The organism is Sporomusaceae bacterium ACPt, from assembly GCA_041428575.1.
Taxonomy (GTDB): domain Bacteria; phylum Bacillota; class Negativicutes; order Sporomusales; family Sporomusaceae; genus Sporomusa_D; species Sporomusa_D carbonis.
Window position 1 is genome coordinate 2,767,916 of the sequence record CP155570.1, and the last position, 19,533, is coordinate 2,787,448.

At 44.5% G+C, this 19,533-nt stretch carries 18 protein-coding genes; 4 read left to right on the forward strand and 14 right to left on the reverse strand.

The genetic code is table 11. The features are described from left to right. Positions 1–154 precede the first annotated feature (154 nt). The 3 genes from SCACP_RS14460 (at position 155) to SCACP_RS14470 (ending at position 1,340) form a co-directional block, all read left to right on the forward strand. On the forward strand, positions 155–598 hold the full coding sequence (locus tag SCACP_RS14460) for a hypothetical protein (RefSeq protein ID WP_425058191.1): 444 nt from the start codon (positions 155–157) through the stop codon (positions 596–598). A gap of 91 nt (positions 599–689) precedes the next feature. Continuing rightward, complete coding sequence (locus tag SCACP_RS14465) at positions 690–1,010, forward strand: DUF4277 domain-containing protein (protein WP_425058192.1); 321 nt, start codon at positions 690–692, stop codon at positions 1,008–1,010. A 126-nt stretch (positions 1,011–1,136) separates the two neighbouring features. Beyond that, positions 1,137–1,340 carry a hypothetical protein gene (locus tag SCACP_RS14470; RefSeq protein ID WP_425058193.1) on the forward strand — a complete coding sequence of 68 codons (204 nt, stop codon included), beginning with the start codon at positions 1,137–1,139 and terminating at the stop codon, positions 1,338–1,340. A gap of 475 nt (positions 1,341–1,815) precedes the next feature. On the opposite strand, the gene SCACP_RS14475 is transcribed toward SCACP_RS14470, so the two are convergent. The 11 genes from SCACP_RS14475 to SCACP_RS14525 form a co-directional block, all read right to left on the reverse strand. After that, the gene (locus SCACP_RS14475) at positions 1,816–3,057 is read right to left on the reverse strand and encodes a DUF3084 domain-containing protein (protein ID WP_425058194.1); all 1,242 of its coding nucleotides are present in this window, start codon (positions 3,055–3,057) and stop codon (positions 1,816–1,818) included. A 165-nt stretch (positions 3,058–3,222) separates the two neighbouring features. After that, the gene (locus tag SCACP_RS14480; RefSeq protein WP_425058195.1) at positions 3,223–4,365 is read right to left on the reverse strand and encodes an S-layer homology domain-containing protein; all 1,143 of its coding nucleotides are present in this window, start codon (positions 4,363–4,365) and stop codon (positions 3,223–3,225) included. Positions 4,366–5,665: 1,300 nt separating this feature from the next. Then, positions 5,666–5,956: a hypothetical protein gene (locus SCACP_RS14485; RefSeq protein WP_425058196.1), complete on the reverse strand. Its 291-nt coding sequence runs from the start codon at positions 5,954–5,956 to the stop codon at positions 5,666–5,668. Between the two features lie 153 nt (positions 5,957–6,109). Continuing rightward, positions 6,110–7,828, reverse strand: a complete 1,719-nt coding sequence (locus SCACP_RS14490) for a sulfate adenylyltransferase subunit 1 (protein WP_425058197.1) — start codon at positions 7,826–7,828, stop codon at positions 6,110–6,112. Positions 7,829–7,873: 45 nt separating this feature from the next. Further along, a complete protein-coding gene (cysD, locus tag SCACP_RS14495; RefSeq protein ID WP_425058198.1) occupies positions 7,874–8,674 on the reverse strand; it encodes a sulfate adenylyltransferase subunit CysD in 801 nt (266 codons plus the stop codon). A 13-nt stretch (positions 8,675–8,687) separates the two neighbouring features. Then, positions 8,688–9,002, reverse strand: coding sequence for a 4Fe-4S dicluster domain-containing protein (locus tag SCACP_RS14500; protein WP_425058199.1), 315 nt, complete (start codon positions 9,000–9,002; stop codon positions 8,688–8,690). After that, positions 8,983–10,674: an adenylyl-sulfate reductase subunit alpha gene (locus SCACP_RS14505; protein WP_425058200.1), complete on the reverse strand. Its 1,692-nt coding sequence runs from the start codon at positions 10,672–10,674 to the stop codon at positions 8,983–8,985. Before SCACP_RS14505 ends, SCACP_RS14500 begins: the two co-directional genes overlap by 20 nt. A gap of 92 nt (positions 10,675–10,766) precedes the next feature. Further along, positions 10,767–11,540 carry an ABC transporter permease gene (locus tag SCACP_RS14510; protein ID WP_425058201.1) on the reverse strand — a complete coding sequence of 258 codons (774 nt, stop codon included), beginning with the start codon at positions 11,538–11,540 and terminating at the stop codon, positions 10,767–10,769. Then, positions 11,473–12,312, reverse strand: coding sequence for an ABC transporter ATP-binding protein (locus SCACP_RS14515; protein ID WP_425058202.1), 840 nt, complete (start codon positions 12,310–12,312; stop codon positions 11,473–11,475). The genes SCACP_RS14510 and SCACP_RS14515 overlap by 68 nt, the downstream gene beginning before the upstream one ends. Before the next feature lie 40 nt (positions 12,313–12,352). Next, the gene (locus SCACP_RS14520; RefSeq protein ID WP_425058203.1) at positions 12,353–13,387 is read right to left on the reverse strand and encodes an aliphatic sulfonate ABC transporter substrate-binding protein; all 1,035 of its coding nucleotides are present in this window, start codon (positions 13,385–13,387) and stop codon (positions 12,353–12,355) included. A gap of 624 nt (positions 13,388–14,011) precedes the next feature. Beyond that, entirely contained in the window at positions 14,012–15,772 is a 1,761-nt protein-coding gene (locus SCACP_RS14525) for an IS1634 family transposase (RefSeq protein WP_425058204.1), read from the reverse strand. Positions 15,773–15,994: 222 nt separating this feature from the next. Here SCACP_RS14525 and SCACP_RS14530 point away from each other — a divergent pair. Further along, positions 15,995–17,039, forward strand: a protein-coding gene (locus SCACP_RS14530; protein WP_425058205.1) for an IS630 family transposase whose coding sequence is annotated in 2 segments (ribosomal slippage) — positions 15,995–16,927 and positions 16,929–17,039 — 1,044 coding nt in all. Because the reading frame shifts where the segments join, the coding sequence is not laid out codon by codon here. Positions 17,040–17,662: 623 nt separating this feature from the next. Here SCACP_RS14530 and SCACP_RS14535 read toward each other — a convergent pair. From SCACP_RS14535 to SCACP_RS14545, 3 genes are all read right to left on the reverse strand, one after another. Further along, the gene (locus SCACP_RS14535; RefSeq protein WP_425058206.1) at positions 17,663–18,049 is read right to left on the reverse strand and encodes a NusG domain II-containing protein; all 387 of its coding nucleotides are present in this window, start codon (positions 18,047–18,049) and stop codon (positions 17,663–17,665) included. A gap of 381 nt (positions 18,050–18,430) precedes the next feature. Further along, positions 18,431–19,183: a multicopper oxidase domain-containing protein gene (locus tag SCACP_RS14540; protein WP_425058207.1), complete on the reverse strand. Its 753-nt coding sequence runs from the start codon at positions 19,181–19,183 to the stop codon at positions 18,431–18,433. A 44-nt stretch (positions 19,184–19,227) separates the two neighbouring features. After that, a complete protein-coding gene (locus tag SCACP_RS14545; protein WP_425058209.1) occupies positions 19,228–19,503 on the reverse strand; it encodes a hypothetical protein in 276 nt (91 codons plus the stop codon). Positions 19,504–19,533: the final 30 nt, after the last annotated feature.

Consider the following 19,533-nt stretch of genomic DNA (forward strand, 5'->3'; position numbering starts at 1 on the left):
TTGGCTTGGCTATATTATGACAAATAAAAATGAATTTCTTATGAATGATCCGTGAAAAACTTGTGTTTTTCTTGTGAAGATACAAAAAAATAAAGGCCATTTAGAAATGTTCGTAAACGGAAAGTTTAGTTTAAGTCTAAGCCGAATTTAAAACATGTTAGTACGGCATTCAAGCGGTCCCTGGGATTCCGTAAAAGTACAATATGCCAAAGAAAAATCCACACCCGCTATTACGCTGACCCGAATCGACTCAACGTATTATTTGTTTTCTGACAAAGCACAACTGGTTACCGACGACGCGGTTTCCGATCTGAAGCTAATTGATACATACAGGAATCGTCATACTGACTTCAGGACACGATACACTAGCAGTGGTGTTTTTGAATTCACCGCGGCACAAATTGCCGGCATACAAAATGCAAAAAAAGTCGAACTGCGGTTGCCCTTCTATAACACCAATACGATTACTTGGAAGGTTTCCGAAAAAGTATTAAATGAGTGGAAAGAAATGTTAACCAGAAGCCAAAGTGAGGTTTCCTCGCAGAATACTCCAATGGACAACAATAGTCACTCCGCTCATCACGGCGGCTATAAATAGTAAGACTGGAGACGGCAATAATACCGTAAAGCAGGCACAAGTCTGAAATATCGAGTAGTCCCCGGCAAAGTACACGCCCAACCATACATCTTTGAAAAACAGTCAGCTACAGGATGGCTGTTTTTCTTCCAGCATTCCCATAGTTTGCTTCGACGCCAGAATTCAGTATGCAAAAAAACTTGATTTTGTGGAAACCATCAACCGTAGTGCGGCTTGGGATGAAAAACAGTGTAACCTAAGTCCTGGTCAACTAGCTCTAAGTGTTGTGTTCAGTACCTTTGCGGATGTTCGCTCTCCGTTGTACCATATCAAAAATAATTTTGCCCATATGGATACAGCCTTTTTGTTTGGCCCAGGCGTTACCGGCGACGATTTCACCGATGATGCTCCGGCGCAAAACACCGTGACTTGATCGATATTGAAACCACGGTATGCTCAAAAACGACGGAAACTCTGGGGCGAGGACGGATTGGTAAAAATCCGGGACCTGCAAAAACGAAAACGCTATGGTACGTCCATGTTCGCATTATAGGCCCGAATGAAAAGCGAGTTCGTCAAGCCCAAACTGGATTTTAACAACCGGATATTAAAGAACCCAACAGCGCAAAATCTATTGGCGTTACTAAAGCCGATTGCATTAGTTAACAACGGTGGGAACTACTACTATTCCATCGGGAGTGAACTGGACCGGAAACGATTCCGGCATATCTGCTATCTGTTGGGCATTTCGTTGGGAGGATAAACTGTCTGTTACCGTTTACAATTGTATTTTGGTTTATTATGCGGGAAGGGAAAAGACCGGCCCGGGCATAGCATTGGACAAAACAGGCCATAGCAACTACCAGATTTCTGTTCTATATGTACATTCTGAGTGGTTGTCACGATTCATACGTCAAATTGCATCTCTTTTACGAAAAATAGCTGGACAGCTAAAACGAAGGTGCGAAATAGGAAATATTACTAGGATTAAAAATTCTTATTACACGAACTGCTAAAAATCTATTAACCGCTATTAGGCAAATGATTGATAAAAATTAAATGCCCTAAGCATTTCTTGCGAAAAGCTTGGGCATCCTCTTGCATTTACGAACTTCTACGTACACCCCTGGCCTTTGCTACTCAGCAAATTTACCGAAGATATCCAATATCGTGGAAAAGTTATTTCCGATAACGTATCCCTATCCCCGGCTAGCTAAGTATCCGGCACTGCTTATATTTTACCGGTGTTCCATGACAAAATTGATTTCTAACGGGCCAGCCACGGAAGTATCTGCAACAGCAACCGCGCTTAACTGCACAATACCACCCTTCTTTTTAAGATGGTTTACTGTATTGAACAGTTCAGCGCCACTAATAGATCCTACGGTACCCTGCAGCGGATCAGGCAACATTCCTTTGGCCACCGCGATACTGTTCACTTGCTGTAAAAATTGTAATACAACCTGCTCTATATTGTCCCCGTTTTGTTCTACATCAATTGTTGTTTTAGCAACTGTTTCCCCTTTGGCAAAGATTTGCTTATTGGGATACAATTCCAGATGTGCGATGACTGGTTCATCCAATACCGTATTCCCATGAGTTACAATCCTTACTACTATACTGCCATTGGCATTTTGTAAAGCCTTAATTGCATCTTCAAAGTCCACTTGACTGATCCGTAACATCTCCATATTTGAATCCTGTTTTCCTATCCGCTGCAGCAGTTTCCGGTTGGTTTCTACAAGAATGTGCAGCAATTCGTTTTGCACTTGATCTCCAGCAGCGTCTATGACCGCGGTTGCCAATACTTCATTCGCTCGATATTGCACCGTGCCCTCCCGCAGGTATTTAATCCCGGAACTTAGCCTGGCTGTTGCTTCGGATAGCCGATCAACGTCACTTTGTAAATTGTCGCGTACCCTACTGAGATCGGCGATGCGCATATCCAAATCCTTTTTCGTTGCTTCCATCACTGCCATATCTGACTTCGCTTTTTCTAAGTCGCTATGAGCGTTATTATAATCCTCCTGAGCTTTACTTAGTGCTGCCATTGTTTGATCCCGCTGTTCAATCACGCTGGCCAGTTGTGTTCTCACATCGGCCAGTTTGCTCGTTATGGCCGCAGTTCTGCTTACAAGATTGCTGAACTCCTGCTCTTTTTCCTGTAACAGGAGTTGGTTGGCCTCCAGTTGTTCATTCTTTTGGTTTACCTCGGCAGAAAGTGTCGTCAGTTCCGCCCGTAGTTTCTCCATCCCAAACAAGGCTGTTCGTACATCGCGGGACACGATAGTTAGGATGGTAAGTGTGGATGCGGCAATGAGAATGCCGGTTGTTACGGCAACGATAATCGAGGTGTATTTGGGGCGCAGTCCGAACAAAGACAGCTTCTTTTTTCCAACCTTAGTGCCAATCTTGTCACCAATATAAGCAATGGCTCCGCCCATGATGCCCAGGATAGCGATAAGTGCCAGTCCAAACATGCCAATCCCCTTCCTCTATAATGATGGAAGCGCCAAACACTACGAGGTAAAAGGGTTTATCGTTGCCTGCTAACATAAACCATTTTGTCCCATCATTTCGTATCCGGTACGCTTACACTTCATTAAGTAAGAGGCTCCGGTTTTTTGGCCGGAGCCTCTTTGTTGTTAGAATTTAATGTTCACAGTCGCTTTTGTTTGGTCGCCGGCCTTATCTAATTTCTTATAGTCAAGTACCGCATTTACATTTTTCGCTACATTCTTGCCATAGGTAACTTGGAACCCTTTGTCTGCCTGGCTGCTGCTGCCAAAACCGGTAGAAGTAGCACCAGCGAAGTTAAAGCCGGATTGGTCAGGCAGGGCATTGGCATCGTAATTGATATAACTTACCTGAGCGCCTAAGATATCCGTGCCGATACGGTAAGCATTGGCTTTTTGCGTAGTATTACGTACATACTCCGCACCTACTTTCTTACCGAACACATTGACATCTGTGCTCAAGGCAGCATACTCGTTGGTATTACCGGTGTTGTCGAGTTTGAGGTAATCGGCCGCAAGGTTGGTTCCATAGAATTGGGTCTTATATTCTGCCGCTTGGACTTTGGTATCGCCACTATTATCATAGACTAACGTTACATTGCTCAACTTGGCTTTGGCCCCGGTAATTGCGGCGCCATCGACTTCATAGGAGTTGTAGAGCAGGCCTTGGCCAAGTTTCAAGTCTTGTTTACCCAAAACGGCATCGACACCGGCAAGCTTAGTTTCCACGTTGAACCGGTCAATAATGGGAGAACCCAAATTATCAATCGAAGTTTTATCGATGCCATTCGCATCAGCGGTGGTTAAACGCGCATTGATTCTGGTGTCATCATTGACTTTTCCGGTTGCGCCGAGGCGAAGACGATAGGTGGTATCTTCCGTTGCATTATCATATTGAACGCGCGCTTCACCATTGAACTTAATTTGGTTGTCCAATTGTTTTTGGATACCGTCAACTTTAATTCCCAGGCTGTTAAGTTCAGTACTAAACTCAACCGCTAATTTATCGACGATCACTTTTTGATCAACGGTAGAAACTTTACCCATTGCCTTAGCGACGATTTGGGCCATCTCATAGCGAGTCATCGTTTTATCGCCTTTAAAGGTGCCATCGCTATAACCGCCGACAATACCGGCTTGAGCTAGTTTATTAACCGCATCGTAGGCCCAGTGCTTTTGGGGAACATCGGCAAAAGGGTTTGCAAAAGCGGGTGCAGCGAAAGCTACGGTTAAAGCAGTGGCAATAGCAGTTTTTAATAGTCTCTTTTTCAATTCTATTCCTCCAATAAAATTTAATAGTTTTGTAAACTCAAGCCCCTACAGTTCACTATGTATAGGCTTGTTCTCCGCCTTGCGGCATGCATGTTTACCTATGCATTCACCCCCTTGCTGCGAATGAAAGCTTCCACACTCTTCTTCATTCGCATTTAACCTTAAGGTACATCCCCAACCGGTTGTCTTTATCATACCAAGTCGATATGAAGAACCAATGAACAACTTATGAAGAACCTATGCTTTTTTTATGAAGGACGCATGAATAACCTGTGAATTGTTTTGAGAATAAAGTAAACTGTCAAAAAAATCTACCCTCTGGATGGATAGGCGCAGCTAGAAAAACCGGCTTACTCCAAGCTTTGCGGCCGAGAAAATATGCCATCCATGACTTTCTCGGCATTAGCCCCCTCCATGGGGCGTCACTGCGAAAGTCGTGGGTTACACTTATGTCAATCAGAAATTGATAATTTTTTTAACAAAAATGATATTACCGAACCGTCACCGATTGCCTAAATCCAATCATACAATATTATGTAAAATAAAAACCATCATGCAGGAGAGGTTTTGGTGCATATCCAATATTGATTTCACTGCGAAAACCACGAATCAATTGACTGCCTAGAAAAGACGATTCAAGATTGTGAAGCTAACTGTGAAAAACATGACCACCTATGCCGCAAAAACACCGGATGTGACCATGAGAGTGAGACAACTGCGATTATTGCGTGACTGCGCCGATATCTGCGGTTTAACCGCCAAATATATTGCACGCTGTAGTACCTTTTCAAAAGATATCGCCAGCTTATGTGCTTGTATTTGTGAAATATGCGGAAAAGAGTGTTTGAAACACTGTGATGATGAATCACAGCATTGCGCCCATGTCTGTCTGCATTGTGCAAAAGAATGCCAACATTCTGCAATAGCATAAATTATCAGGTTACTCGGCGATAAGTCGCCGAGTTTTTTTGAAGAACAAAAGAAAATGGTTATCCAACTGAAGTCCTTAAAAATTTATATTTTTTATCACAGTAAAACAGGGGCTGCCTAATTGATTTTAGGCAGCCCCTTCAGGTTTTGATCCTGTAAATCTCCCAATGCACTATCCGGATTCGTCCAGGTACGATGCATGATCTCTTTTAATTAACAAAATGCAGAAAAATCCAATCGGCGTTAGCAACTCATTAATCATCGGCAATAAGCCGAAACCCAAGGTGACCAGTGCACTGACAGATATTACCGCTAAGGCGATGCGCCGAAACAAAACGGCATCAACGCTTTGAAAGACCTTGTTTCCGAGCTACCAGCCCAACGCTATCGCAGGAATGGACGCGACAATATACATCGAGAAATTGACGATGGGCATGCTCCCCATAAAATAGGCAATAATCAGTGTTGCGATGTTGCCCAGGAAGAAGTAACGAACCAGGTCTGCCCGCATCGTGATCTTATCTTCACCCTGGTTCATCATATATAGAACGAGCGGCGGCCCGTTGAAGCTGGTTGTATCTTCCAGAAACCCGCTTAAAAACCCTACTACCGACTTAGCAAGACTATGACGACGAATATCTATTGTTATATTGGCACACATCGCCAATAAATTATGAATATAAAAAACAAAACCCCAAAGAATACTCAGCCGAGTAAATCCTTTGGGTTTTTTCTGAAGTAAAGCTGTTTTTACCTAGCTATGCGTAGTGGCCACAGGGTAAGCAGAATTTTAAATTTGTGGCGTACATCCGTTCTAAATCTGATAGTCCTGTTCCGGTGACTTAATATCCCGCAAATACCGTATTACCCTAAACTTCGTAAATTCAAGCCACTTGTTCGCAAAGGCAGTGACCTTGGTGCTATCTAATCTTTGAAGTTCATCCCTGAACTGTGTAAAATCCTCTTCCGATTCGACCCGGATGAAGGAACCCCTGGCATCGATTACAGGCAGCGAATCATAGTTGTATGCGCTAAGTCGTACTACATCAACCAGTTTGGATTTCCTTACCTTGGCAACCAGCTTGGTTTGTATATCCAACACATTAAAATTCTCAGGATATTCATAGGTCCGGCCGGCCGTTGGCATGACATCGCCCACACTGAAAGTATGGGGTCTTCCCTCCAGTTTTCTCACAGTGCCTTCGGAAAGAACATAGTAATATTCATCAAAACAATTTACCACCATTTGCAGATCATTTTGGGAAAACTTGCTTGCAGTTTGTATTTCTTCGACAAGTCCCGCAACGATCCCGCCGCCGCTGACGTCATAGCCGTCAACGATAACGAATCTGCCTGTATTCTGGTTGTTTTTAAATTCGTCAAAACAAATTTTCTTCTTGGTCCTGATAATTACTTCGGCCACATCATTAGTTTTTACCTGACTGGCATTTTCGATGTTTTCCAGTGTCGTAGCGTCAATAACCTTAATGATGGAGAGTATTTCACATTCTATTTCCTGGGTTACCAGCTTGAGTTTATATTCTTTATTTTTCACCAACTCTCTTTTGCCCAGCCAAAAAAGATTGGCTTTAAACGTATCGGCACTCAGCGGTGCATTGTTTACATGGCTGATGAATTCACCCCGCTGGTTGAAAAATTCATCCGCAACGGTGATCCCTACGGACATACCGGCATAAACACTTTCCTGTTTATCTTTTTCAGCCCAATATTCAATACTTTTTACTGTTGTCACCTTATTGCTGGGAGAAATGAGTATCTCATCCCCAACGTTTAACGTGCCGGATTCGATACGCCCGGCAATAATCCGTCTGTTGTCAAACTTATAGACATCCTGTATGGGAAACCGCAAAGGCTTACCTTCTAAGCCCTGATCCTTTTCTAACAAGTCTATCGCCTGAAGCAGCGGTTCCCCCTTGTACCACGGCATTTTATCCGAGCGTGAGGCCAGGTTTTCGCCGTAAAAAGCCGCAACCGGTATATACTTCAAAGGATAAACATGAAGATTATTCAGAAATTCATTCATCTCATGCCTGATCTCGTTGAATTTTTCCTCCGAATAATCGATCAAGTCCATCTTATTGACTAATACATAGACCTTTTGGATCCCCAGAAGCGACAATAGATAGCCATGCCTTTTCGACTGTTCCTGAATACCTTCATTAGCGTCAATGATCAGCAGCGCCGCTTCGGCACTGGCAGCGCCGGATATCATATTTTTCAGAAATTCCTTGTGCCCGGGTGCATCAATGATGACATAATCTCTCTTGCCGGTATGAAACTGCAGCCGGGTAGTATCAATGGTAATCCCCTGTTTTTGCTCTTCTTCAAAAGCATCCAGGAGATAGGCATATTCAAAGGGCTTTCCTTTTTCGCGGGAAATTCTCTTTACCCTCTCAATAGCACCCTCCGGCAAGGATTGGGTGTCATATAGCAATCTCCCGATCACTGTGGACTTTCCGTGATCCACATGTCCCACCACAACGATGTTAAGTACTTCTCTGGCAATGGCCATTCAAACTACCTCTCCCCTACGATTATCTAACTCCAATCCCTAAAGTTACATATAGCCATCCTTGCGGAGCTTCTGCATGGCATATGAATCTTCTTGGTCCTGGGCTCGCCCCGCCCGTTCGCTCACCTTGGTGGTTTTTAGTTCCTCAATAATTTCTGCTACGGTAGTCGCATTGGAATCAATCTGCCCTGTGCAAGGAGCGCACCCCAGACTTCTGTATCTTTTGCCGTTTTTGGCAAAATACAGGTCAACCAAAGGAATATTTTCCCGTGCAATATAGGACCAGATATCGATTTCATTCCAGTGTAAGATCGGATGCACCCGGATATGATTCCCTTTCGGAAAATCAGTCTTGAACTGGTCCCACAATTCTGGCGGCTGGTTGGTATAATCCCATTCGGAATCTTTGTTCCTTTCACTAAAGACCCTTTCTTTGGAGCGCGAACCTTCCTCGTCCCTTCTTATCCCTAAAATCAACCCTTCAAATTCATATTTAGTAACTACCTGCTGAAGGCCATCGGTTTTCAGCGCTTTACAGCAGACTAGTCTGCCCTTCTGCGGCCCCATACCTTCATGCAAAGCTTCTTCATTCTTATGGACAATAAGCTCGAGATTATATTCCTTAGCCACCCTGTCCCGAAATGTTATCATTTCAGGAATTTTATACGTGGTATCGACGTGAATGAGCGGGAATGGACAGTGGCCGAAAAACGCCTTTTTGGCCAGCCACAGCATAACGGTCGAGTCTTTGCCAATCGACCACAGCATTCCTAATTTGCCAAATTTCTTATAGGCCTCCCGTAGTATATAAATGCTTTGCGCTTCCAATCGATCCAAATGATCCATGTCCGTAACCTCCTTAATACGCGTTAGCTTGGCTTTTATCAATGGTAATCACTCGTTCGTTACCGTCCGGGCCAACAATGATCCAATGCAACAGATTCCCCTCCTGTCTGGTATACAGGAAACTCCCTCGGCCGCCGATATCAGCGCCAAGATAATACTTGATGGCATTAAAACAGCACTCCTTGATACAGGAGGTACAGCCCCAGCAGTCTTTCGGGTACCTGATTTCGGTTTTCCCGGTCTCATCTTGATAGAGTAAATTACCGGGACATACCTGACGGCATCTGCCACACCCGCTGCACTTTTGGCTATCTATCCTTATGCTCATAGATCTCATCCTTTTTTACCAAATCTCGCAGAATAATATCGACTTTCCCATCTTCAAAGCGGGAATTGACAAATTTCAGCCAGTTTTCATCGTCCTTTTCCGGATAGTCCTCATTCTCCTGGAAAGAATGCCACCGGGTCTCTTTTCTGGCTTCCAGATGCCGGATGAGTATTTTGCATACATACAACCGATCAATCACTTCGTAAATATGCATCAGTTGGTGCAAATCCTGCGCTTGAAGGTTATTACTAAGCTCAAGCAACTCATCAATGCGTTTTTTCGCTACCTCAAGTTTTTGCGAGTTATAGGCATAGCCGGAAGAAATCCCGCCGGCATAGTCATCCATGGTCTTCTGCATGGCATCTTCAAGGTCTTCAACACTGTAAAGACCCGGCCTATTTTGGAAATATTGGTTGATTGCTGCAAGCTTCTTGTCTATTTCATCCTCATCAGGCCAGCAGTTGTTTTTTTCTGTGATATATTCCAATGCGGAAACACCAGCTATTTCGCCCTCAGCGAAGCAGCCTGTCACGTACTTCTGGGGACTTCCCCCGGCAACATCACCTGCAGCGTAGAGGCCCGCAATGGTAGTCGCCCTTTTGGTATCCACCCAGTAGCCGCTTCCCGTATGTCCGCCAACAATATACGGCTCAGTGCCTTCAATCTCGACATTTTCCGCGGCGGGCCCTTTCCCGGTTTCAAGCCACCGCAAAGTCTGAGCCGGAGCCATATTCAAGTAAGCTTTAAACAGTTCATTTTCCTGATCTTGGGTAATACCTGCCGTTTGTAAGTAGCAAGGACCCCGGCCGTTTTTATGTTCCATAACGGTCGAGTATAGGCGGATAGACGTTTTAGGAATACCGTAGTTTCTTTCATACTCTTCGCCCAAACTGTTGATTTGCGGCGCGCCGATTCCCTGGGCTATAGTTCCCGTAGGGGCGATGGTATCTTTACACCGCAGGGCGATAAACCGCATTTCAAAGGTTGTCATTTCGGCGCCGGCCCTTATTCCCATCGCATAGCCGGCTCCGGTATTAAATGGGCAATACCACATTTTATGTCTGGAGAAACCGGGGTTGTTCGGCCGATAAAGGCCGGCCGCCCCGCCCGTAGCACATAGGACGGCCTTGGCGGAAATCGCGTAGAAGACGTTGGTATCAAGGGAAAAGCCGTAAGCGCCAACTACTTTTCCGTCCTTGATCATGTAGTCAATAATGTTTACCCGGTTTAACACGGCAATGTTCTCTTTGCTCAGTACAGCCTCGGCAAGAATGGGTTTTATATTCTCACCGTTGATTTTGATATTCCGGGTACCCCGCACAACATACTCCCCGTTTTCGTCCTTCTGGATTACCAGCCCGAGGTTTTCTATCTTTTTCGTGACTTGGTTAAGCTTTTTGGCCATGGTATAAACAAGGTCTTCCCTGATTACGCTTTCTGCGTCATTTTTTACGTACTCCAAATACGTTTCCGGTGTTTGACCTTTAACAATATACGCATTCAGGGCGTTAACCCCGGCCGCAAGGCAGCCGCTGCGCCTGATGTTAGCTTTCTCGGCGATAATCACCTTGGCGCCGGAATTCTCCGCGATCGTGATTGCGGCAAAGCAGCCCGCCGTCCCGCCGCCAATCACCAGGATATCTGTTTCCAATCTTTTAGCTGCTAAAATCATACGACCCCATGCACTTTCCTTTCTTACCGCGAAATCTACTCTATTTTTAATTTTTAGGAACAAATATATCTCTCGCTGCCGCTTTAGCGCTGCTATGCCTTGTCTAATCCCCATCGCTGCCTGATATTAGCCTCGACTCTGCCGAAGATAAGTTTGTCTACCGCTACTCCCAAAACAACGATTACCATCATCACGGCCACAACCTGGCTGATATCCGCCAGGTCCCGGCCGACCATGAGAACCTGTCCCAGTCCCTTGGTTGCCGACATCATTTCCCCCGCCATCAGCGCCCTCCAGGCAAAAGACCACCCCTGTTTCAAACCGGTGATTACGCTGGGAAGGCTGGCAGGAATAATCACATGCCAATACGCTTTCATTCCATAAGCGCCCATGGTTTTGGCCGCCCGTAAAAACAGGGGGCTAACATTTTTGATGCCTGATTCTATGGCAATGGCCACGGCAAAGGCCGATCCGATGGCAATGACAAATATGATTGCACTTTCATTGAGGCCGTACCATAAGATGGCAAAAGGCAGCCAACAGATGCTTGGCAGTGTTTGCAATCCTAGTATTAAGGCACTGACATTTTCGTCAAGGATCTTGAACCTTACGATCGTAAGGCCAATTACGGTTCCTATGACTATCGAAATGAAATATCCCCAAAAAATTCGCTTCGCGCTTGCCCAAACTGCGATACCGAGAGTATTATCCAAAATTAAGTCCGTCAAGGTCTGAAAAACCGATATCGGCGAAGGAAAAACATAGGGCTTCCAGATCCTGAGGTAATCCACTCCTAATCTATAAGCCAATTCCCATATTGCTATCAGAATCAGATAAAAGAAGATCTTTTTTGATACTCCACTCACTGTCAAATTCAACTTTGGCAACCTTCTCCACCTCCTCTTTCAGTTCTTTCATAATGCCTGCGGCCAGGTACGCCAAATCAACATTTTCGGGTTGCCTGGGCCTGGCGAGCTGTATGTGGAACTCTTTTTTTATACTGCCGGGGTTTGCCGCCATGACAATAACCCTGTCTGCTAACAGAACAGCCTCCTCAACATTATGGGTGACAAAAATCACCGTCTTTTTTGTTTCCCACCAGATTTGCTGCAGTTCGAGCTGGAGAATATTCTTGGTCTGGCTGTCCAGCGCGGCAAAGGGCTCATCCATCAACAGCACTTCAGAATCCAGCGTCAGCGCCCGCGCGAGGGCAACCCGCTGCTTCATTCCGCCCGACAACTCGTGTACAAAAGAATTCTGGAATCTGGTAAGGTGTACCATCTTCAGATACTTGAGTGCTCGTTCCCGTCGCTCGGCTTTGGAAATGCCGGCCATTTTCATGCCGAATTCCACATTGTCAATTACCCTTAACCACGGAAACAGGGCTGGCTCCTGAAACATGACAACCCGATCAGGACCTGCTTCTTTCACTTCATTGCCATTCAATATAACTCTGCCGGTGGTTGCCGTTTCCAGTCCGGCAATAATATTCAGGAGGGTCGACTTTCCACACCCGGATGGCCCTAAAATGCAGATAAATTCACTCTTTTTAAACTCGATATTGATTTTATCGAGAGTATGAATCCTGTTATGGCTAGTGAAAAAGCTTTTGCTTACATTCTCAACAACCAGACTCAACACCGGCACCTCTATTCTCGCTAGTTTTGTTTACAGATCTTTACTGGATTTCATTTAAACCTTTTTCTTTCAAGACTTTATTAAGTATTGTTAAATTAAACAAGTCTTTTAGCTCAGGTTTCGTCTTAATGAACCCGGCATCCAGCGCTAACTGGACAAACTCGGTTACTGAATCCTTTTCCGGATCATTTGTTACCGTCAGCCTGCCAAAGGAAGCATCCAATATGTCTTTAGCCAACGGCTTGTTGGTAAGCTCCTTGATTTGCGCGTTTACAAGTTCTTTGGCTTTTTCCGGATTTTTATTAATGTAATCCGTCAGCTCAACGTGGGCTCTAAGGAATTTTTCCACTATTTCCGGATGATCCTGAATGAATTTCGTTCTGGCAACAACTACTGCCGTGGTGTATTTGCCCTCTCGCCAAACCTGAGTGGCGTCCAATAATATATTGGCCTTCACTTCGCTTACCAGACGGGAACCCCATGGTTCTGGAACAAGCGCTGCATCAATTTCTCCTTTATCCAGTAACGTCTTGATATCAGGATTTTCTACCTGCCTTATTTCCACCGTACCGCCCTTGGTTATCTCTTTCAGTCCGTTCTGCTGCAGAATGTACCTCAAAGATAAATCCTGAGTATTGCCGAACTGGGGAACAGCAATCTTTTTACCACTGAGTTCCCCGGCATTTTTCAGAACTAAGTCCTTTCTGGTCACCAGGATTGCTCCCGCATCGGTTGCGCCGGCAATGATCTGGAGGTCACCCTTTGACTTTGTATAGCCGTTGATTGCCGGCCCCGGTCCTATGTAACCGATATCCACTTCGCCGGCAAATAAAGCTTCAATTTCAGCCGGACCTGCATTAAATACTTTCCACTCTATGACGTTTGTGTCCCCGAAAGCCTTCTGAAAGTGACCTTCCGCCCTGCCAACCAGAGCCTGCGAGTGTGTAATATTGGGAAAGAAAGCAATTCTTACTTTCGTATTGTTACTGCCTGTAGTGTTGGTGGAGCATCCCATTGCACTTCCAATCAAAACGATAACCGCCACTAAAACCAGTCCGAACTTTGCAAGCTTCATTTTCATCCCCCTAGTTTTATGTTGTTTGTCACTGAATGAGGGAACTGACAAATAAAAAAAAGGCCAGACTTCCCCTATTGGGAAATTGTCTTAGCCTTTGGTTGTTCCAATCAGCTTTTTATATTTTATGTGTAATACTATATCATAAAGTGTTTTATGTGTCAATAACCAAAAAACATGAAGTGGACACAGTTAAAACCTACCATATACCGAAGCCAATAAAGCAATAGCCAAGAATACCCCTAAACTACGGTTTTGGCATATTCCATATAGTTATCAATGAGTAGTTTCATTTCTTTTGAGACAAGCATTAACAAATCCCGTAACCCGGCCCTCATGTAGTTTTTCGCTCCTTTCCTAAATTTAGTAACTTCTCGTATTGATTCACTCAGTATGCGGCTAAAAATAAAAAAACCAAAGAAGTCGGTTGAACACCAACTATATAAATTGAATTAAACATTTTGGATAAAATTGCCGATATTCTTATAAAGACATTTATAGCTCATCTTTGACAGTGCCCCAGTAATATCAAGGGTTTGTGGGCACAAGTTTGCACTACACGTGTTTTAGCCCCGCCAAATTAGCGGGGCTTGGAAGGAATCTATTAAACTGTCGTCGTGGTAACTAGTCAATATACATGGCTTTTGAGGGTAGTGGAATCCCGATGGCCGCAAGCGCCTGCTGCGCAATCGGTTTTGGCCGGGGTACGCTGAGAAATTTCTTGCCCAGAAATTCCGCCTTCAGCACGTTCCAACGCGCAAGGTCCTTTAAAATTTGCTCGCCCGTATACCATCGGTCATCCAATTCGGCTTGCATAGTCATCCGTTCTTTCTCTTCGGTAATCCGCGAGATCCGTTGCGCTTCCTGCTCCAGTGTCCGGCGGTACAACACCTGAATTTCCTGTTCGAATAGGTATGCCAATACGCATACAAAAATATGGCCGCGCACTCGTTTTTCATTCCAATGGTACAAAGGGCCAACATCCAGAAAGTTCTTGATCTCCCGAAAAGCCCTCTCCACGTTCATCAGAGTTTTGTAGGAAAGTACAACATCCTGTGCAGGCAAGGCCGTATTGGTTTTGATCACAAATTTTCCGTCGCATAACTTCTCTTTTGCTAATGCGGCTTGATCATGCTTGAAAGTCAGGTTCTGGCCGTCGAAGTCAACTTCAAAGAATGCCTGTACACCTTTTTTCGTTAAAATTTCACCGACTTTAACCATAAGATTCTTCGAGTTTGGCTTTCTTCCACGTTGCGGTGTTGCTAAGCGTTTTTGCATATAAGCCAGCGCCTGTTCCGCTTCTTCGATGGCCGAAGCCCGGAAAGCTTCATCTTGAATAGCCTTTACGGGATTGTAACACAAAATATAGCGTGAATCCGTATCTCTTGCGTCGTCCTCAACCTGGGCGGATGACGCCTCCAGATAATAGAGATTGTCCTTGATCTTGGCGTAGCCATCAATGTTTGCATATGTTTCTAACAAAGCGTCGCTGACTATCCGGCCACGTTTGTGGTAGCCAACTATATAGGGGTATCCGGCCTCTGCCAGCAGTGCTAAATTCTCATCAGTGACCATCCCGCGGTCGCCCACAAAGACGCACTGTTCAACCGCAAACTCTTGTTTTAACCGCTTTAGAATGTCCTTGACAGTCTGTTTATCCGGGGTTTTGCCAGCAAATACTTCGTGGGTAATCGGAATACCGTCAGGAGTTACCAGCAAGCCTAGTTCAACCTGCTTTAAATCCGGGCGATGCGTGCGGGAGTATCCGTACTCCGCGATTGGGCAGTGATGCCCTGTCAAATGTGTGCTGGTCATATCATAAAGCACTAAAGATAAACGGAAATTAAGCAAATGTGTAAGCTGGCTGTATAAATGACGCTCCAGTTCCGGTTTAATGTCCATGAGATAATCCAGAGCGCGGTAGAAATGTTGTAGCTGCCACTCGTGGGGTGCGTCCGGCAAATACATGTCCTCGATAGTTTTGAACAATTGAAACTTGCTGGAGGGATCGACCAGGCGATTAATCACCATCGCCTGCACGTAACCGGCTACGTCGAATGTAACGCCGCGATCCTTAAGGGCGTTAGAGATAGCCCCAGTCAAGCCCAATTGATCCCACAAAAATTGAACCACGTAAGGAACCCCAAACTGGAGGCAGTTACCGGGTTCCAAATCCTCAATAGAACCAGTAACACGGTTTTGTAGGAGCGACTCAAGCTTATAAATAAGCTGTTCTATTTCCTTATCAGAATACGCGTCAATGTTGCCAAGGCTTGCAATACGACGCTTTTTAACGGACTTACCTTCCCGGTATGACTCAACAATATGAAGATATCTGTAGGTTTTACCATCCGACTTTTTTGTGGATACAATTTGAGCAAACAAGAGACTCACCGCCCAACGTTTATCACCTACAATTATATCACGAAATTTCTGGAAGATAAAGATATCTATGGCGAAAATTCCAAAATAGTTTGACCTACACTTTTTGAGAAAATTCTGCAATAGCAAAGCCCGAAACCCGCGAAAATAGCGGATTCCGGGCTCGGGAAACATGAAAAAACGATCGTTAACTGTCAAAGATGAGTTATAGAATTGAGGCAAATCATGAGAACGAGAGCATCGCAAGAAGAATTAAATGAAATTAAAAATGCCATGAATACAGAGAAAAGAGCAAGAATTTTTAAGAGATATCAAGCACTATATTTGTTTCTTTCCGGTAAGACGTGCAAAGAAGTAGCTTCGATTGTAGGCATAACCGCCAATACAGTATGTAATCTGCACAAAATATATCAGAAAGAAGGACTGGAAGGAATTCCTGACAAACCGATATCCGGAAGACCGCCAAGATTTACCAGCGAACAACGAGTCGCATTAAAACAAGTGATTATTAACAAAGTTCCTTCGGAGGTTGGATTTGCCGCAGAGTTTAATTGGACAGCTGGTTTAATTGGTAAGTACATCAAGCGTGAATATGGCTATGACTATTCGATTCGCGGAATTACCGGAATGCTGGAGCGCATGGGACTTTCCTATACCCGTCCAACTTATGTGCTTGCACAAGCAGACAAGCAGAAACAAGAGCAGTTTGTAAAAGATTTTGAGCAAGTAAAAAAACTCCTGAATGATGAAATCCAACAAATCCTTTTCGTTGATGAGTCCATGATTCGAGACTATCAAGCGATTCATCAAACTTGGTTTGAAAAAGGCAAACAGCGAATCATCAAGACTTTCGGCAAGCATCAAGGTGTTAAACTGGTTGGCTATCTGAACTATGAAACTGGAGAAGTTTACTGCGAAGAACATGAATCTTATGATGCAGAAGTATTTCTTGGTTTCCTGAAAAATGTATTGTTAAGAAATCCAAATGGCAAAACTGTCATGATTCTGGATAATGCACGAATTCATCATGCAAAGCTCCTTCAGCCATTTTTAGAAGAGCACCAAGAGCAACTCACACTAATGTTTCTGCCACCATATCGCCCGAACTTAAATTTAATCGAAGGCTTATGGAAATGGCTGAAAGAAAAAGTCATTTACAAATGTATTTTATAAAACGGTTCCTGAAATCAGGGAAAATGTAGAGGCATTTCTGGCTGCTATTAGTATTGAGCCAGAATCTGTTATCCAACGGCTTTGTTGTAAGCTTTAATTATACAAAAAACTTAATTCACTCATCTAATTCGGGAAAATATAAATATAATTTTATTAAGTTCTTGTCCATAATAAAGCTGCATAGAATAATTGTGAGGTGGAAAATGCTGATGTCGATGGTAAATATCAATCCAAATGAGATCTATCGTCAATTCGGAGACATTGAGGTCCTTCAGTGCCGCTAGGGCCTTAAGAATAGCGTCCATTAAGCGAAAAATTTTTTCACTATTCATATCTATATAGTATCCAATAAAAATTTACAGGCGTGTTGTTAGTATAAGCGTAAGTCAAGCGCCAGCGGTGGAGCGTTACTAACAACACGCCTGGGAAAAAATCTTTATTGGATTTCATATACATCCAATTCAATTCTATTACCTAGATTTGGCACTGCCGTCAATTCGGAGATATTATGGTTTTTCATGGCCTCCCAGGGCCTTGAGATTTACGCCCACTAAGCGGAAAAATAATGCCAGTTTTTTAAGCTTTTCTATGTCATTTGTCATTATTATCACTTCTCATACTTTTATGCGCTAAAATATATGCGCTTCTATGCGTCTATATGCGGCTGAGCACTTTAACCTTCTCCTGCCGACAATAAAGCTTGCCAGAAGAAAGCTATGCCTACCGGACAATTGCATCGATTTCCGACGGCGCGGTCGACACCACTTTGATCACAATACGATACGGCAAACAGACAATCTGCTGCGGAGCCTTGTTTATCCAACCTGTCAGCACACAGATTTGTTCAGGGCAATCGGCTTCCCGCACCCGAATGCGGGCCCCTTCCACCTGAATGATGTCATACCGCATCTCGCCGCCGATGCGGATTTCCTGACGGTACCCTTCCTTGAGCGGCACTGTTTTGAACAGTGCGCCGTCTACCCATATTTCTGCGCTTTGCCCACTACCGGCCGGAAAGGCATATACGCTAAACCCAATCCCGGTAACCGATAAAAATAGCAATAGGCCAATCAACCATTTATCCGCTTTTGTTAGTATCAATCTCATTTCCGCACATCCCCGTTCGCCGTAAAATATGTATTTTTTTTTATCACCACATGGAAATAATTACCTCTAAAAAGAAGCCTGGCACCATGTGCCAGGCGAACATTACTGCATAATAACCCCAAGCGATATAACTAAATACCGGTCGGGTACAACTATATAAAAACTCTAAGGTGGGACAATAAAAGTATACATATACATTATGTAAAACTTATGAAGAAGTCATGAAAAACTAGTGAAGAACTGATGAATTTTTTATCTTCGCACAACCCATCTAACTAATGCTGCCCATCAGCGTACCAATAATGGCATCATCCGTTCAAATCGAAACACCACAAGGCTTAGCCGTGGATAGTCCGTGCCGCATGATAATAAAAGCTGCCGCTACCGGCAGCTTTTCGTTTTCGCCGAACCGCCGCAATACTGCACGACAGTAAACATGCCGCCGGTCTCTTTGGTCATATTATTGGCTGTATGATGCGGAATATGGCAGTGAAACGGCCAATTGCCGGGATTATCCGCTTCAAATTCGATGTCCCAAGTCTCCCCGGACGAAACGGCAATGGTATTCTTCCTCATCCTGGCACATTCACCAAACCGATTGCCATCAGTGGCTGTCACAACAAATTGATGACCGTGCAGGTGAATGGGATGCTCCATCATCGCCGGATTGGCCAGACGAATGCGTACCCGTTCGCCGCACTGTACCGGCAGCGGTGTAGTTTCCGGAAAACAGCGCCCGTTCATGGTAAAAAATTGCAGGTCATCACTCAGAGGGTTGACTTCGTAGCTGCCTGGCTCCAGCACACCCATCGGCAAACCTTTTACGGCAAACTCCTGCAGCATAATAAAGTAGTCACGGTCCACTGACGAACCATGCGGGTCCAGAATTACCAAGCCACCTGCCATTCCCATCATCTCCTGCCGCGCCACATTATGATGCGTATGATACATATGCGTCCCCGGCGGATTGGTAATTGGAAAATGATAATCAAAATAGCAGCCGGGCTTAATTAGGGGCGTCGGTTCAACCTCCGGCACACCGTCCATATTGTTGGGTACATCCAAGCCATGCCAGTGGACGCTGGTGGCTTCCGGCAAGGTATTTATAGCACTAGCGCTCGCCGCCAAAAGCATACAAGCAAAAAACCAGGATTACTCCTGGTTTTTGTCTGCGGCTACTATTTATTATTGTTATTGAAGTTTCCCATCATGCCGCCATTTTGCATCATTTGCTGCATAACGGGGGCCATTTGCTGCATGTGCTCATTCATCCAGGCCGCTTGGTCGGTTGTCATCATGCCGTTGTCTACCGCTTGCTGCATCATTTGCTTATGATTGCTGAACATCTGATTAAACCAATCGTTTTGCGGCTGAGCCTGGTCAGCAATTGCCGCGAATACCGGCGCGGCAGTCAAAGCTGCCAACATGGTGGCAATTACAATTTTCTTTTTCATCAATATATCCCTCCAGTTATTGGTTTGTCT

Excerpts from the sequence above, each read along its gene's own strand:
- SCACP_RS14460 (WP_425058191.1), top strand. The coding sequence starts at position 155 with ATGTTAGTACGGCATTCAAGCGGTCCCTGGGATTCCGTAAAAGTACAA.
- SCACP_RS14470 (WP_425058193.1), top strand. The coding sequence starts at position 1,137 with ATGAAAAGCGAGTTCGTCAAGCCCAAACTGGATTTTAACAACCGGATA.
- SCACP_RS14475 (WP_425058194.1), bottom strand. The coding sequence starts at position 3,057 with ATGTTTGGACTGGCACTTATCGCTATCCTGGGCATCATGGGCGGAGCC.
- SCACP_RS14485 (WP_425058196.1), bottom strand. The coding sequence starts at position 5,956 with ATGTGTGCCAATATAACAATAGATATTCGTCGTCATAGTCTTGCTAAG.
- SCACP_RS14490 (WP_425058197.1), bottom strand. The coding sequence starts at position 7,828 with ATGGCCATTGCCAGAGAAGTACTTAACATCGTTGTGGTGGGACATGTG.
- cysD (WP_425058198.1), bottom strand. The coding sequence starts at position 8,674 with ATGGATCATTTGGATCGATTGGAAGCGCAAAGCATTTATATACTACGG.
- SCACP_RS14500 (WP_425058199.1), bottom strand. The coding sequence starts at position 9,002 with ATGAGCATAAGGATAGATAGCCAAAAGTGCAGCGGGTGTGGCAGATGC.
- SCACP_RS14505 (WP_425058200.1), bottom strand. The coding sequence starts at position 10,674 with ATGATTTTAGCAGCTAAAAGATTGGAAACAGATATCCTGGTGATTGGC.
- SCACP_RS14520 (WP_425058203.1), bottom strand. The coding sequence starts at position 13,387 with ATGAAGCTTGCAAAGTTCGGACTGGTTTTAGTGGCGGTTATCGTTTTG.
- SCACP_RS14535 (WP_425058206.1), bottom strand. The coding sequence starts at position 18,049 with ATGAGATTGATACTAACAAAAGCGGATAAATGGTTGATTGGCCTATTG.
- SCACP_RS14540 (WP_425058207.1), bottom strand. The coding sequence starts at position 19,183 with ATGCTTTTGGCGGCGAGCGCTAGTGCTATAAATACCTTGCCGGAAGCC.
- SCACP_RS14545 (WP_425058209.1), bottom strand. The coding sequence starts at position 19,503 with ATGAAAAAGAAAATTGTAATTGCCACCATGTTGGCAGCTTTGACTGCC.